At 48.2% G+C, this 15,191-nt stretch carries 11 protein-coding genes and 2 tRNA genes; 2 read left to right on the forward strand and 11 right to left on the reverse strand.

Annotated features, from left to right (window positions below; all coding sequences use genetic code 11):
* Nucleotides 1-84: 84 nt before the first annotated feature.
* The 11 genes from GO013_RS12275 to lysS form a co-directional block, all read right to left on the reverse strand.
* Nucleotides 85-3,249 carry an AsmA family protein gene (locus GO013_RS12275; protein WP_163811536.1) on the reverse strand — a complete coding sequence of 1,055 codons (3,165 nt, stop codon included), beginning with the start codon at nt 3,247-3,249 and terminating at the stop codon, nt 85-87.
* Nucleotides 3,233-4,150: an ARMT1-like domain-containing protein gene (locus tag GO013_RS12280; RefSeq protein ID WP_163811538.1), complete on the reverse strand. Its 918-nt coding sequence runs from the start codon at nt 4,148-4,150 to the stop codon at nt 3,233-3,235. The genes GO013_RS12275 and GO013_RS12280 overlap by 17 nt, the downstream gene beginning before the upstream one ends.
* 129 nt (nt 4,151-4,279) lie before the next feature.
* Nucleotides 4,280-5,119: a UDP-2,3-diacylglucosamine diphosphatase LpxI gene (gene lpxI, locus GO013_RS12285; protein WP_163811540.1), complete on the reverse strand. Its 840-nt coding sequence runs from the start codon at nt 5,117-5,119 to the stop codon at nt 4,280-4,282.
* A 9-nt stretch (nt 5,120-5,128) separates the two neighbouring features.
* Nucleotides 5,129-5,938 carry an acyl-ACP--UDP-N-acetylglucosamine O-acyltransferase gene (lpxA, locus tag GO013_RS12290; RefSeq protein ID WP_163811542.1) on the reverse strand — a complete coding sequence of 270 codons (810 nt, stop codon included), beginning with the start codon at nt 5,936-5,938 and terminating at the stop codon, nt 5,129-5,131.
* 1 nt (nt 5,939) lies between these two features.
* Nucleotides 5,940-6,398 carry a 3-hydroxyacyl-ACP dehydratase FabZ gene (fabZ, locus tag GO013_RS12295; protein WP_163811544.1) on the reverse strand — a complete coding sequence of 153 codons (459 nt, stop codon included), beginning with the start codon at nt 6,396-6,398 and terminating at the stop codon, nt 5,940-5,942.
* Complete coding sequence (gene lpxD, locus GO013_RS12300; RefSeq protein ID WP_163811545.1) at nt 6,391-7,434, reverse strand: UDP-3-O-(3-hydroxymyristoyl)glucosamine N-acyltransferase; 1,044 nt, start codon at nt 7,432-7,434, stop codon at nt 6,391-6,393. The genes fabZ and lpxD overlap by 8 nt, the downstream gene beginning before the upstream one ends.
* A 4-nt stretch (nt 7,435-7,438) precedes the next feature.
* Entirely contained in the window at nt 7,439-7,954 is a 516-nt protein-coding gene (locus GO013_RS12305) for an OmpH family outer membrane protein (RefSeq protein ID WP_163811546.1), read from the reverse strand.
* Between the two features lie 34 nt (nt 7,955-7,988).
* Nucleotides 7,989-10,709 (reverse strand): outer membrane protein assembly factor BamA, encoded by a 2,721-nt coding sequence (gene bamA, locus GO013_RS12310; RefSeq protein ID WP_163811547.1) that lies wholly within the window; start codon nt 10,707-10,709, stop codon nt 7,989-7,991.
* Nucleotides 10,699-11,382, reverse strand: coding sequence for an ABC transporter ATP-binding protein (locus GO013_RS12315; protein ID WP_163811548.1), 684 nt, complete (start codon nt 11,380-11,382; stop codon nt 10,699-10,701). Before GO013_RS12315 ends, bamA begins: the two co-directional genes overlap by 11 nt.
* On the reverse strand, nt 11,375-12,604 hold the full coding sequence (locus tag GO013_RS12320; protein ID WP_163811549.1) for a lipoprotein-releasing ABC transporter permease subunit: 1,230 nt from the start codon (nt 12,602-12,604) through the stop codon (nt 11,375-11,377). The genes GO013_RS12315 and GO013_RS12320 overlap by 8 nt, the downstream gene beginning before the upstream one ends.
* 24 nt (nt 12,605-12,628) lie before the next feature.
* Nucleotides 12,629-14,137 carry a lysine--tRNA ligase gene (lysS, locus tag GO013_RS12325; RefSeq protein ID WP_163811551.1) on the reverse strand — a complete coding sequence of 503 codons (1,509 nt, stop codon included), beginning with the start codon at nt 14,135-14,137 and terminating at the stop codon, nt 12,629-12,631.
* A gap of 279 nt (nt 14,138-14,416) precedes the next feature.
* Here lysS and GO013_RS12330 point away from each other — a divergent pair.
* A tRNA-Asn gene (locus tag GO013_RS12330) sits at nt 14,417-14,492 on the forward strand.
* Between the two features lie 491 nt (nt 14,493-14,983).
* A tRNA-Asn gene (locus GO013_RS12335) sits at nt 14,984-15,059 on the forward strand.
* Nucleotides 15,060-15,191 lie beyond the last annotated feature (132 nt).

Genomic DNA, 15,191 nt, shown 5'->3' on the forward strand with positions numbered 1-15,191 from the left:
CGTCTCCATACCTATTTCTCCGGCACACCATCAGTTACTATCGTATACTGTTTCGCGTCGGACACGCAAGGTAGCCTCAATTCATCAAAAAAGATCTCGTAAGAATTGGAACGACTTTTCGGGAATGCTCAAAATGTTGAACACCGTGTCGTGAACAATTCTTCCTGTTGGAATCCGAACAGCGGGGTCTGTTAATTTCCCGATCAATTTAAGTGTCACGCTTGGAACAGCCACGAAATCATTTCGAATAGACAGGTCAATGGTATTGTCAGGCAGACTGAATCCACCTTTGCCATACGACTGCAAAACCGGCGGCGCTTCCACTCTCCACGTCTGAGCCGTAAAAACGCCCCGCTTGACGGAATATTCGGAAGTCGCCCGACGAAAAGAAGTCCTCGCACTGGGTTGCGGTGACCGTTTCGTCCGAATTGTATCCGACGTCCTTTGTGTCGAAACCTGGTCAGGCTGTCCCCCATATCCTGTAAATTTGAAAGACCCATTGGTGATTTGCAATTTAGCCATTCCATCCAGATTGGCAAGAATGCTATCGTCAGTCACCCCTCGACTTTTGAGAGCAAACGAAATGTCGGTTTGTCCCCGTATATAATCCCGATCAGCCACGTCGGTCATGAATGGGCCAGCCTGCATGTTTCGCACATCCAAAAGCAGGTCAGTACTCAAGGCACGCGAAGAAACCGTTCCTTTCCAATCCCCGGTCAACGCCCCACCGTAGGTCTGTCCACGCACATTGGCCACATGGATATTTCCGGCATCCGCCTTGAGACGCCCTGTCAACCGGGTTGTCCGAATAGCCGCCAGTGTAAAAGACTCAAAGGCCACCTTCCCATCAAGCCGAAGTGCTTGAAAAAATGCGAGCGGCAAATCCACCGGTTCTGCCTTGGGCACCACTCCAGTTCGAGAATTCGGTTGGCGAGGTGGAGGAAGATATCTGTCCAGATCGAATGCTCCGGCACTCAAGGAAAAGGTCAACATAGGATGAATGAACCCCGCTCCATCAATTCGTCCCTGTATCGGCATTCCATCGAATTCTGCACGGACATTCGTCAGCGAAAATCCTTTTTCATCAAAAGAAAATGGGGTTTTCAGGTCCACATTCGTCAAAGCCGTACCATCCCGGGTCCGCAAGGCCTTGTTTGCCAATAGATAGACAATTCGCTTGGGATTAACCCCGGACAATTCCACTGTCCCGGTTCCTTTCGGCGTCGTGGTCAGATCGCGAACCTGAACGGAGCCTTTGAGAGAGGTTTCCAAAACCCGTACAAAACCATCAACCACTGAAAGGGTGTCTTCTTCCGAATCAAAAGCGATCGTCCCATTTGCCGTCAGCCGTTTGGCATCCCGAGGCAAAACCGAGGACAACACATGCCCATTGACGGCCATGCCCGAACTCATCACACGCCCATCCTCAATGCCGACGCTCAAAGGTCCCTGCGCGAGCACGGCAAGGGATTCGATATCTGTTCCACCCCGAAGCCTGACAGAAGCATCGACAGCACTGTTCCACTGTGTTTCCGATGTCCCGGCCGCAGGAGTAATAGTCATCCGTGTGCTGACACTGGAGTACTCCAGACGCTGGTTTTGCTTTGACGCATCCGTATATTGGAAACTCCCTTTGTCTAAAGCACCATCAATCTGCCCTCGCACAGCTCGTAGGATCAAAATTGATCGCTGCCTTGGTGGACACGGAAGAGGTGGAACCGACACCGTTACCGAGCACTTCCCCAAACCTCCAAGGGCAAAAAGCGGCCCCTGAAGCTCGGCGAATCCATCTTCGGACGATTGGACGTGCATCATACTTTCAAGAGCCAAGGTCGGCACACCGGTTTGGGAGGATTTTCCCACAACGACATCCAGTGTTCCGTTCAAAGTTGTTCCATCAGGACGAGCTGCCTGGGCACCAAAAGCAAGCGTCCCCTTCTGTGCAGAAACTTTCAGCCGCACATCCGCAAGCGTGGTGTCCAAAATGGTCAAAGCCTCAGCACGCACCACCCCTTTTGCACGCAGTTGTCGGAAAAAATCCAAATGGAAGTCTCCCCAGACAAACGGGGTTCCTGTCACGAAAAGCGGCAGATATCGATCAAGATCAAGTGCGTTTGTCCGCATCGAAAAATCAAAGACAGGGTCTGCGTACCCTTCAATATTCAATGCTCCACGAATAATCAGATCGTCGAGAGTCAAAGCCAGGTTGTCAAAATGAATTCCAGTCTCAGAAATCCGGATAAAAGACGTCAAAGCACTGCTTTCCAGCCCTTGCACATCTTTCACCGGCAATGATGGAGCGTGCCGGGCAATCACTTCAGCCGGAGTAAAAGGATGGACTATCACATGCCCTTCAGCGGAGAGGCCCTGACTCAAATTGCCACTTTGAATATTCCCTTCCGCCCGAAGGCCCAGAAACAGGACTTGTAAATCACGAACGCCCACCGACCGATTGTCCCAATCCACGTCAAGAAATCCTGTCATCTGTCCCGGAGCCGCTCCTTCCGGCATAAAATCGCCAGTCAGAGTCGCATAGATCGACGCATCCCGAAGCAGGACAGTAGCCCCATCAGAGGGCACACGAAGTCGCCCTTTCAACGTCAGTTCGGACAGAAGCCCATACTCCTCCAAGGAAAAAGTACTACTCACGGTAAAAGAGACATCTTCATCAGGTTTGAAAATGCCGGTGTTCAAATTGAGGCCGCTCAATCGGTATTCGTTGTGGGAGGCACTATCGCGGTACAGAATATCCGCATCAAAAATTTCAATAGTTTCAACAGAAAAACGCCATCCATCAAATACGGATGAACTGTCATCTCCCTGAATCATCTCAGTCGTAAAAAGGCTTTGCCAATTCAAACGGCCCTGCTCGTCAGAAAGGACCGTTCCCGTCATACCATCCAAAACAACCGACTCAATTTTCAGTTGCTTCGAAAGCAATGGCAACACTGAGACCAATATCCGAACCGTTTCGAAGTCCGCTGCAATCCCGGACCCGAAATCAGGGGATTCTTCAATACGCAATCCCTTGACTTCAAGAGCCAGATCAGGCCAGGCAACAATGTCCAGCTCTCCAGTCAATTCGACCTTTCGGTCGAGAAGCGTCTCTATCTTTTCAACAAAAGCCGTTCTGAAATTTGCAGTATCAATATAATAAGAAGCCCAAAACACAGCGATGGTCAGTCCTAAAACAAGAATGACACATAGCTCCAACAGGAGAAGAAACAATCGTCTAATCGCTGCTCGCATCCGGGACACCTCCGTCCCCGTTCTCCGCTTCATCCAATTGTGTTCGATAAAAGGCACTCGTGCCGAATTCTAACCCGGTCTTGTCAGCAATCCGTTTGCACTTGACCTTGAATGCACAATAAATATCGGGCCACCGGCCTTCAAGCGATTCAAAATTCCCCAAACCCTTGGCAAGGATAATATCTGAGTCCCTCATCATCTGAAGGAATTCGGGCGTACACCTGTCCAAAATGGTTCCCGGAGTATCAACACCACTTTCAACCACGCGACACAAAGCTGTCATGCCAACAGTCTCAGCATCTTCCATGGTCGCATCATTAATGACCGGACAGGATCGCACAGCGAATGTCACATCACATTCCAACCGCTGGAACTCTTTGACAAGCAATGTATCCAGCACGATTTCCCCAGTGTTATCGCCAAGAATCAAGACCTTGGCTCCAGGGAAAATATCGGCCTCCAAATCACTCAGAACATCCGGTGAAATCGTTCTGGTGACGTTGGCCATCTCTTCTTCGAGATCAAATTCTATCTCTACACCCTTATCCATGTAATTACCAATGATCGCGAATTCCAAGGCAAGGGCCAAAGGATCACCATCCGCTTTTTCGCGCTCCAAAGCGATCCGTTTTTCGAGATCAGGCAGCAAGGCCGTGACAACCCTGTTTGCCTCGTCCTTGTCCTGACGATACAGATCCCCACATCCGGTTTTTCGCTGAATCAACTCAGCCAAATACCGGGCAAAAACAGGCGGGGGACATCGCAAGTCAAGCTGGGAAAGCGTCTGACACCATTCCATGACAATTTCATGTTGCAAGTCAATGTCGTCCGGGCAGGCCAGCCGAGCCTCGCGGATCACCATTTTCATAAAACACGGCACACAATCCAAAGCAGTATCCATCGGTACACCTATTCAAATATATACTGACGGGATTGTGATCAACCCCGCCAGAAATTAACACCATTCTCTATAATTGATTGCACGAGACCCAACGCATTGGCAAGGTCTGTTCATCATTGAAGGAAAAAATCAGAAAGATTCGGCAGGAAAATCAGTTCGAAGCCCAACAATGGAAATTCCGGCCTGATCGGCATAGGCGAGAGCGGCTTCTCGATCAAAGAAAAGACTTTTACCAGCTTCAATACCGAGACACGTGGCCTTGCCCTTAGCCATGACCTTCAAGGTATCCATTCCCAAGCTCGGAAGATCGACTTCTTCTTGCTGCCCGGGTTTGAAAACCTTGACAACAACGCACCCGTTACCACCGAATTCACACCCTCGCTTGATGGCGGCATCGGTTCCTTCAAGTGCCTCGACTGCAGCAACAATCCCCTCACGAACAATCAGGCATTGCCCAACGTCCATTCGGCCGAGTTCTTTGGCTATTCTCCACGAAAATCGCAAATCACTCCATTCACGATCATTAGGCTCTCGGGTCGTCAAAACCCCTTCAGGGGTCAACAATTCCGGCAAAAACTCATGAGCTGGAACTACTGGCATTCCCTCTTTTTCAAATTCACCAGAGATGAGATTCAGCAAAGCGGAATCACCACGATTCTTCTTCCCAAGAACCAACTTCACAGCCCGCATATCCAAATGTCTGATATCCATGACCTTCGGCTTTTCGATGGTCCCTGCCATAATCACGTTCTCAACCCCGTTGGATTTCAGGTAGTTGACGAGCTTATTCAGCTTGCCCAACTTTAATTCCATCCAAACGTCAGCCAACGGGACAACATCCATATTGGTGTGCCCGGTAAAACCGGCAACAACAAGTTTGTGCCCCTTGGCCTTGACACCTTCAGCGACAAGAACGGGGAACTGCATTCCTCCGGCGATAAGACCAATAGTCTTGACTGATTCTGACATGATAAGGATTTAGTGATTGTTTCCGTTACGCTGTTTATGATCCGGTGTGACACCGTTTTTGCTTTCACGGATAAAGGCCACAAGGCGATCAACGTCTGCAAAACCGGGCAGTTCTTCCTCGACCTTGACCAAACCGTCTTCACGCTTCAATCCGGAACGGAAAATAATTTTATAGGCCCGTTTCAATGCCTTGCACGCATCCGTATCAAACCCATTGCGCCGCAAACCGATCAGGTTCGGACCAAACAGCATCCCCCGCACGCCATGTGCCAACATGAATGGCGGGACATCCAGCTTGTATCCGCTGGCTCCGCCAAGAAAGGTGTATTCGCCAATTCGAATGAACTGTTGCACGGCGGACAACCCACTGATGATAACATTCCGTCCGACTTCGACATGCCCAGCCAACTGGACCGCGTTTGCAAGAATGACATTGTCACCCACCTGGCAATCATGGGCGATATGCGAATACGCCATGAACATACAATTGGAACCAATCTGTGTTTTTTCACACCCTTGAACAGTCCCACGGTGAATAGTCACGCACTCACGAATGATATTGTTGTCGCCGATGTGCGTACAGGTCTTTTCACCTTTATAGGCACTGTGCTGAGGTTCGCCGCCAATGACGGCATGTGGATGAATATGATTATTCTTTCCAAGCACTGTATTGGCCTGAATAACCGTATGCGATTCCAAAAAAGTTCCATCGCCAATTTTCGTCTCCGCACCGACGACGACATATGGGCCGATTTGAACGTCTTCACCAATTTCGGCTGACGGATCGATAACAGCACTCGGATGGATAACAGTTGCCATCTTACATATCCCCTTTATCTGCAACGGCAGCGGAAAACTCACCCTGACATGTGACCTGACCGTCAACCTTGGCGACACCACGCATTTTCCAAATATTCAATTTATGCCGTTCATAGCTAACATTCAGTTCTAATTGATCCCCGGGAACGACCGGTCTTCTGAATTTGACCTTATTCAATCCGGTGAAAAGAAAAACTTTATCGCCAAGCGGTTCATTGAGAGAATTCATGACAAGGAGCCCTCCTGCCTGAGCAAGAGCTTCCAATTGCAAAACCCCCGGCATCACGGGCATATTCGGGAAATGCCCCTGAAAAAACTCCTCATTCATCGTCACATTCTTGATCGCCTTGAGACGAATGCCTGGTTCCAATTCCAAAACCCTGTCAACAAGCAGAAAAGGATACCGATGTGGCAACATTTCCAGAATACGACGAATATCCAGGACACATTCATTACTCATTATTTGCTCCATTGGCTTCCATTGCCTTGAGGGTCGCCAATTCCTTTTCCAATTTCTTCACCCGTTTAAACAAATCAGGTAATTTCGGCATACACACGCCAGCTTTCAAAAAGGTCCCGGCCTTCATTGCCGGTGATCCCGCAACCTTACTTCCGGGTTCGACGGTCCCAGCAACGCCACTTTGCGCGCCAACCATGGCACCATCACCAATCTTCGCATTGTCTGCGACACCAACCTGACCAGCCAGAACAACGCCGTTTCCAACGACGGTACTTCCGCCGATACCAACCTGACCAATCACAAGACAATGTTCACCGATTTCGACATTGTGCCCGATCTGCACCAGATTATCGATTTTGGTTCCCCGTTTAATCCGGGTAGTATCCAAAGCGGCCCGATCAATTGCCGTGTTCGAACCGACTTCAACATCGTTCTCGATCTCGACAATCCCGATCTGCGGAATTTTCATATGGCCAGCAGGTGTCTGGGCATATCCATACCCATCCCCACCAATAACCGCCCCGGGCTGCAAAATAATATTGTCGCCGAGACGCACACCACCCATGACAACCGAATTGGGGTACAAAATACATTTCGAACCAACACGAGTCCTTTCACCAATATACACTCCGGCAAAAACAACTGTTTCTGGCCCGACGACAGCCTCTTCGCCAATAAAGGCAAAGGGATAGATCGTTGCCGAGGCATCAACATGTGCATCAGGATGGACATACGCCAATTCACTGATGCCGTTGAAACACCCTTGCGGACGGGCAAAAAGATTCACCACTTTTGCCAGATCCATATAAATATTTTTGCTGATAAGCGCACACGGCGTCTTGTCGGCATAAGGGCCGGATGTGAGAACACATCCGGCCTTTGTCGTTTCCAAAAGGTGCTGGTATTTCGGATTGACCAAAAATGACAATTCGTCAGGTCCGGCCTTGTCCAGAGTGTTTACTCCGGCAATCTCCATGTCAGCACCAGTATGTTCAAGCCCGAGCTTCGAGGCTAAGGCTGACAATGTAATGCGCATAAAACTACTTTCCAGATTTTTTCATCTTGTCGAGTTCTTTGGTGATAGCACCAGTGATATCCAAACCTTCAGCAATAAAGGCAAGACCAGGGGTCTGCTTGTCAAAAGCGATGGTGAAACCATTTTTCGTACAATAGTTCATGATCACTTTTTCCAATTTCTTGAGAATCGGCTTACCAAATGCATTCTGATCGCGCTGGATGGACTTCTGGTAGACCTGAAAATCTTCTGTCCAATCACGGCTTCTCCGACGGATTTCAACGATCTTATCCTGCATGGTCTTTTCGTCAAAGGCCTTGCTTTCAATCTGCAGTTTCAACTTCTCAAGTGCTTCCCGTTCCTTTTTGAGCTGCTCACCACGAGCTCCGAACTTGGCATCGAGTTTTGCCCGAACATCCTGGCCATACAGACAATCCTGCATCACTTTCTTGGCATCAAAAATACCAATCTTTGTTTCAGCAAATGCCGCAGCCTGAAAAAGAAAGACAAAGCACACTGCCAGCAGACACACTTTTTTCATTGTATAACTCCTTAAAATAAAAATCATTATTACATTAGAACTGTTGTCCCATAAGCAATTCGACCTTATGGCGACCATGATCATCAAGCTGATCCAGTGCATATCCATACACCAAGCCGACGGGACCCATCGGAGAATTCCAGTTAATACCGGCACCGACACTCTTATATAACCCGAAAGACTGTTTTCTACCATACCGTGTTACAGATTCAAAGAACATCTCTCCCTCTTTCCAAGAGTTACCAGCATCAAAAAAGGCCAATGCAGTGATACCCAATTCTTCACTGATAGGACGTTTCAACTCAATGTTAGTATAAAACGCCTTGTCACCACCAAGAGTCGAGGAGGAGTCAGGACCTTCCGTTGGCGTAATATCATAGTTGCTGTACCCGCGAATACTGTTCACGCCACCCAGTTCAAAACGAGGCGCTGTCGGAATTTTCCCGCCGCCAAAGTTTTCATGAATATACCCCGCCCACACCTTGGTATGAAAGACGACTTTCTCGAAAACCGGCGTATACCAATCATGCGAGCCGGTATACTTGATATAATCATCGGTACCACCAATGGGGCCACCGGCAAAAATCAAATTGAACACCAATTTTGTTCCGGTTGTCGGCGACATATAGTTGTCAAAAGTATTCCGAGAGATACTCGCTGAAAGCATGGATGCAAGGTGAGACCCTTCGTCATCCTTGACATCGTCGGAAGCATCCGAAGCAACATCTGTGATATTGTAGCTTTCAAGACCATAATCCCACTTCAATGTGGTGTATTCACCCAAAGGATAGAAGAAGTACAAGTTACTTCCGATGGCATCCTTGCTGTACTGACTGTATTCAACCTCATTGTTATGAGCCTGAATCCCAAATCCCAAATCCGTGTCATTGATGCGAGGGTTGATGAACTTGGCGACATACGATGTTCTCGTGCCACCAATCTGCCCTTCGAAACTGGCCTGATACCCTTTACCAAAAAGGTTTTTCTCGCCAATGGTCCCACCAAAGAACACCCCATCATACGTCGAGTATCCAATACCACCACTAATCTTGCCGGTCGATTTGTCCTTAACCTTGACGACCAAGTCCATTTCTTCCGGATTTCCTGTCGGAACAGGTGAAATATCCACTTTTTCAAAGAAATCGAGATTTGTCAGTCGTTGACTCGACCGTTTCAGTTTATCACCACTGAATCGATCTCCATCAGCCAACCGCATTTCCCGCATGATGATATTATCACGTGTCCGGGTGTTCCCTTCAATAAGGACACGGCGAATGTGAACTCGCTGATGCTTGACGATGTGGTAGACCACATCGACAACCTTGGTCTCCTGATTGTCCTGGAGGTTCACCCCGACATCCGCATATGCGTAGCCATAATTATTGTAATAGCCGGTCAAGGCTTCAATATCATTTTTGAGAAGCGTCCGGTCAAAATACTCATCTTCATCATGAAGCGCATCAATGGATGTCACTTTAATCAACTGAGCAGGATCTTCGATCAGGTCACCCTTGAACAGAGTCTGCCCCATCTTGAAGCGATCACCTTCCCAAACACGATAAATAACGTCGATGCCAGAGTCCTTGATTTCGACATCAGGTTGCCCGACCTTGGCAGTCAGAAATCCTTTGCTCTGATACAAGGCCATGATGGCAGCGGCATCCCGCTCCAAAAGTTCTTCCTTCAGCACACCTGAATCGCTGATCCAGGAAAACATGCCGCGTTCCTGAAGAGCGAGCACGTCCTTAACGTCATCTGGATCCATCAATTTGGCACCATCAATGATGATGTTCTCGATGTACAGTTGAGGCCCTTCGTCAACCACAAAAGTCAAACGTGCGATGCCCGTGCCGGCGTCTTCGACCTCATGGGTAATTTTGGCCTTGTAATAGCCTTCTTTACGATACATCTCGCGGATAACGCGAATGTCATCGGCGAGAACTTTGGGGTTAACAACGCCACCCTTTTTGGTAGAAACGGCTTCGAGAATGTCTTCGGAATCGATTTCATCGGCTCCACGCACACCCAAAGCCTGGATGCGTGGTTTTTCCTTGACTACAAAGATGACCTTTTTGCCATCCTCGACTGAATCAACTTTGACTTGTACATCATCAAAATAGCCGAGATCATAAATATTTTTCAGTGCTGTATTCACAGATTTTGCAGTCAGGATATCTCCTTTCTGCAAAGTAAGGCGCATCATGACCACTTCTTTGTCCAAGACCTGCGTGCCCTCGACACCAACTTCGGCCACCACATCCTGACGGAGTAAATCCATCCGCATTCGGTCAACCAAGGCATCCACAGCAGGCAAAAGGTTAATTAACCCTTTCTTGGTCACAGAAATTTTCTTGCCCGGACCTTTTGCATACGCATCGACCAGTCGGGCATCCAATGTCAAACTGTCACCGATTTGATTCAACGATCCGTATACAGAAAATTCACCACCGACAAGAAGTGCAATTTCACGAGCAGAGGTTGGGTCAAAGCGGGTGTAGCCTTTTTCTTCAACAAGACGAATGACTTCTTCCTGATTGACGACATCAAAACCAGCTTCCTGAAGCCGATCAGTCAACAATTCCGGCAAGCTGTCCTTGAGATAGGACAAATCGTCACCAGCATTGACCTCAAAAGGCAAGACAGTCACCTTGATATCCTGATGAAGACTTTCGGCCGCAAAGGCCATCGTCGTGATCAGGCAAAAACACGCAGTAATTACCCCAATGGCAAACCGACGGACCAAACTAGTGAGCATAGAATTCTCCTGAACGCAATTCAACACGCCGATGCATCATACCTGCAAGTTCTGGATTATGTGTCACAACAACAGATGTCATGCCTAATTCATTATTAAGAGTCATCAACAATTCACCAATCATGTCGCCTGTTTCTCCATCAAGATTGCCGGTAGGCTCATCGGCAAGAAGGACTTTTGGTCGAAGCAAGATAGCCCGTGCAATCGCAGCACGCTGCCGCTCGCCCCCTGACAGGGTTGTCACCTTATAGTCCAATCTGTGCCCGAGGCCAACCATCTCAAGCGCTTCTCTTGCACGTTCCAACCCTTCGGATCGTCCCTTACCCGCGATAAACGCCGGCATGGCAACATTTTCCAGCGTTGAAAATTCTGGAAGCAAGTGATGAAACTGAAAAACAAACCCGATATCGCGATTCCGTAATTCGGCCCGTTTCCCGCTTCCCAGTGTATTCAATTCCACACCATTCATGAAAATCTGTCCACTGGTCGCCTGATCCAATGTGCCGAGCATGTGCAACAATGTCGTTTTTCCCGACCCCGAAGCACCGAGAACAGCCACGGACTCACCCTGTTCAATGGTCAGATCGACCTTGTTCAAGATATGGACTGTTTCCGACGGACCATCAAAATCCTTACTCACGGCAACCAGTTGGTATATAGGGTCTTTATTCATAACGCAAGGCTTCGCTCGGGTTCAAGGCCGCTGCCCGCCACGCCGGGTAGATGGTTGCCAGAAAACACAGCAAAAATGCCGCAGCACCAATGGCCACCATATCCCAAGTCTCCAGACGAACCGGTAGATAATCAACCGGATACACATTACTTGGTAATTTGATAAACTGATATTTCTTCAAGAGCAAACTCAACGGCACACCGATAAGAAACCCTATCAGAGTTCCAGCAAGGCCAATCAGTGTTCCTTGAAGCATAAAAATATTCCGAATACTCTTGGCATTAGCTCCGATGGACATGAGAACTGCAATGTCTTTGGTTTTCTGAATAACCAGCATGACCAAACTTGTCACAATACTGAAAGAACCGACAAGAACAATCATCGCAAGAATGATGAACATGGCTGTCTTTTCCAATTCCAACGCGGCGAATAAATTGGCATTCATTTCCTGCCAGTGCCGAACATAGACCGTAAAACTCGCAATCTTTTTACGTAAGTCTTTGGAAATGGCGTCCACATTGTACACATCGTCCACGCTAATTTCCAAACCTGATACGACATCGCCCTTGAATCCCAAAAGATTTCGGGCGGCTGGAATGCTGACATATCCCAAGGAGGAATCATACTCGAACATCCCGGTCCGGAAAATACCCGCAACGATAAATCGTCGAATCTTGGGCGTAAAACCGGCGGCACCGGATCGACCGGACGGCGAAAGCAAATTAACTTCCGATCCTTCGATCAATCCCAATCGCTTCGCCAATTCGGACCCGATAATAATTCGCGGGAAATCATTGGCATCCCCAAGTCGCCTGACATCGCCACTGATCATGTCCTTGGACAAACTCAAGACTGTATCGGACGTCCTCGGATCAATTCCCCGAAGAATCACGCCTTTGACGCCATTCCGGGTCGACAGCATGACCTCAGAATAGATAAAAGGCGTCACACCAGTGACGCCAGATACCTTTTTTGCTTCGTTGGCAAGCGTGTCATAATCTTTGATCCCGCCACGCAGCGACGTGACCAGGACATGTGCGTTGACACCGAGTATTTTATCTCGCAAATCCGTAGAAAACCCATTCATTACACCGATGACGACAATCAATGCGCCGACTCCAAGAGCCACGCCGCAGACCGCGAACAACGATATAACGGAGATAAAAGACTGTTTGCGCAGAGCAAACAAATATCTCAGTGCGATAAACGATTCAAATCGCATATAATTGACTCGTGGGCGAAAGCCCTACCCGGCCTCCGGCCTGAGCAATGGGAACAAGATAACTTCGCGAATGGACGCACTGTCAGTCATCAGCATGACAAGCCTGTCGATACCGATCCCCTGACCGGCCGCTGGCGGCATACCATATTCGAGAGCACGCACATAGTCCTCGTCCATGAAATGCGCTTCTTCGTCCCCAGCTTCCTTTTCCTCGACCTGAATCTCGAAACGCCCCCGTTGATCGACAGGATCATTCAGTTCGGAAAAGGCATTTGCCAATTCGCGTCCTGTCATGAACAGCTCAAATCGATCAGTAATGTCGGGGTTAGCCTCATTGCGCCTGGAAAGCGGCGAAATATCCGTCGGATAATGATAGATGAAATGCGGCTGAACGAGCTTTGGCTCAACAAGCAGGTCAAACAACTTGGCCTGAAGTTTCCCAAGCTTTTCTCCCTCGACCACCTTTTCGCCTTTTTCTTTTACCAGATCACGACATTTGTCGTAATCCGAGTACACCTCAGGCGACACACCACCGACCTTTCTCAATGAGTCGTGGAAGGTCATCCGAGTCCAGGCTCCGATCGACAGATCAATCTGTTCTCCCTGATACGGAACAACCGTCGAGCCGGTCACTTTCTTCGCAATGCGAGAAAACATTTCTTCGGTCAAATCCATCAGGTTTTCAAAATTCGCATACGCCCAGTAGAATTCAAGCATGGTGAATTCCGGGTTATGCTGTGTCGAAATACCTTCATTCCGGAAATTTCGGTTGATCTCATACACTCGTTCAAACCCACCGACCAGAAGCCGCTTGAGATACAACTCCGGTGCAATACGCATATACAGCTTCATATCAAGCGCATTGTGATACGTCTCGAAAGGTTTGGCTGTCGCGCCACCAGGGATGGATTGCATCATGGGTGTTTCGACTTCCATGAATCCTTTTTCATCAAGGATATCACGAAGCTCACGAATAATTGCAGTCCGAGCCTTGAAAATTTCCATGGTTCGCGGCGTCACGATGAGATCAACATACCGTTGACGGTAGCGGGTCTCGACATCCTTCAAACCATGATATTTCTCCGGCAAAGGCCGCATGGATTTGGTAATCAGCTTGAACGATTTGGTTTTGACGGTCAATTCGCCCGTCTTGGTGCGAAAAAGGGCACCCGTCACACCAACGATGTCACCGATATCCGTTTTCTTAAATAATTTATACGCTTCCGTACCGAGTTCATCGCGTGCCGCATAGACCTGAATCTTGGCGCTGCGATCTTTAAGATTGAAGAACGTCACCTTACCGAAAGAACGGTAGGAGACAACGCGTCCTGCAATGGCGAAATGGTATTCTCCAGCCTCAAGCGTTTCATTATCGGCCTCGAAGAACTCATCCACTATGGATTTGATTTCCGTGTCGCGTTTGAAATCGTTGGGGTACAGGTGAACATTCTCGTCCATAAGACCACACGCCTTTTCAACGCGAGTCTTGATAACAGAATTCAACTCATCCTTGGCCTGAAGGGCCTCGAGCATCGGCATAAACCGAGCCGCGTATGGCGACTTGGTTGCGAGCTTGATTTTCTTATTCTTTTTCTTATTTTGTCCCAAAGTATTTATCCCTGTCTCTTGTAAAGTCTAGAAAAAAACAAGAGACGTTGATTTCGTAAGCCAAATAACACTTCCCGTCAAGAAAATGGGCCTTTTACCCCCCGATTGAGACTTTTTACACTTTTCTCGAAAAAAATGGAATTTTCACTTGACCGCCGGAGTTGTTTTACTTAAACCCTCTTTCGCTTCACACGAACAAATTGTTCCCCAGTAGCTCAGTTGGCAGAGCGGGTGACTGTTAATCACTAGGTCCGCGGTTCAAGTCCGTGCTGGGGAGCCACGAAAGCTCAAAGGCTGATACGAATTACCGTATCAGCCTTTTCTTTTTTACCTTCCAACATTTCAGAAACTCACAGTTTTCTCTTTATCCTTTCCACACAAACCCCACGATCAGTCTCATCGATTCGTTCACCATCCATTCTCGGCAAAACACCCCACTTCACTCATTCAAAAAAACGTTTTTCATCAAAAACAGCCCTTCACGCTTTCCTGAAATACTCGGGGCAAAAACAACCTGCCCCATGATTTTCTCAGACAATTTTCATTTTTCGTCACCCCAAAACGATATATTCAACAACAACCTGAAATTGCATATAATCCAAAAAAAAGAGGACGCTCACAATGGTCCGAAAGAGCGCAACGCCCGTGTATATACATTAATATACCAAAAGCCCTCAACAAATTGATGAAAAGTGAAAATAATTGATTTTTTTACTTGACCGTTACAGTCGTTTTATTTAAACAGTCATTCGCTTCACACGAACAGATTGTTCCCCAGTAGCTCAGTTGGCAGAGCGGGTGACTGTTAATCACTAGGTCCGCGGTTCAAGTCCGTGCTGGGGAGCCACGAAAGCTCAAGCCCTTGCGATATTCGCAAGGGCTTTTCTTATGCGGCACCATGTCAAGAACTCCCTTTCTTCGTTGTTTTCTCTTTAATTAGGCCAGGCTTCACCCTCGCCTTATGGCGTATTAGTAATGT

Source organism: Pseudodesulfovibrio sp. JC047 (assembly GCF_010468615.1).
Lineage (GTDB): Bacteria > Desulfobacterota > Desulfovibrionia > Desulfovibrionales > Desulfovibrionaceae > Pseudodesulfovibrio.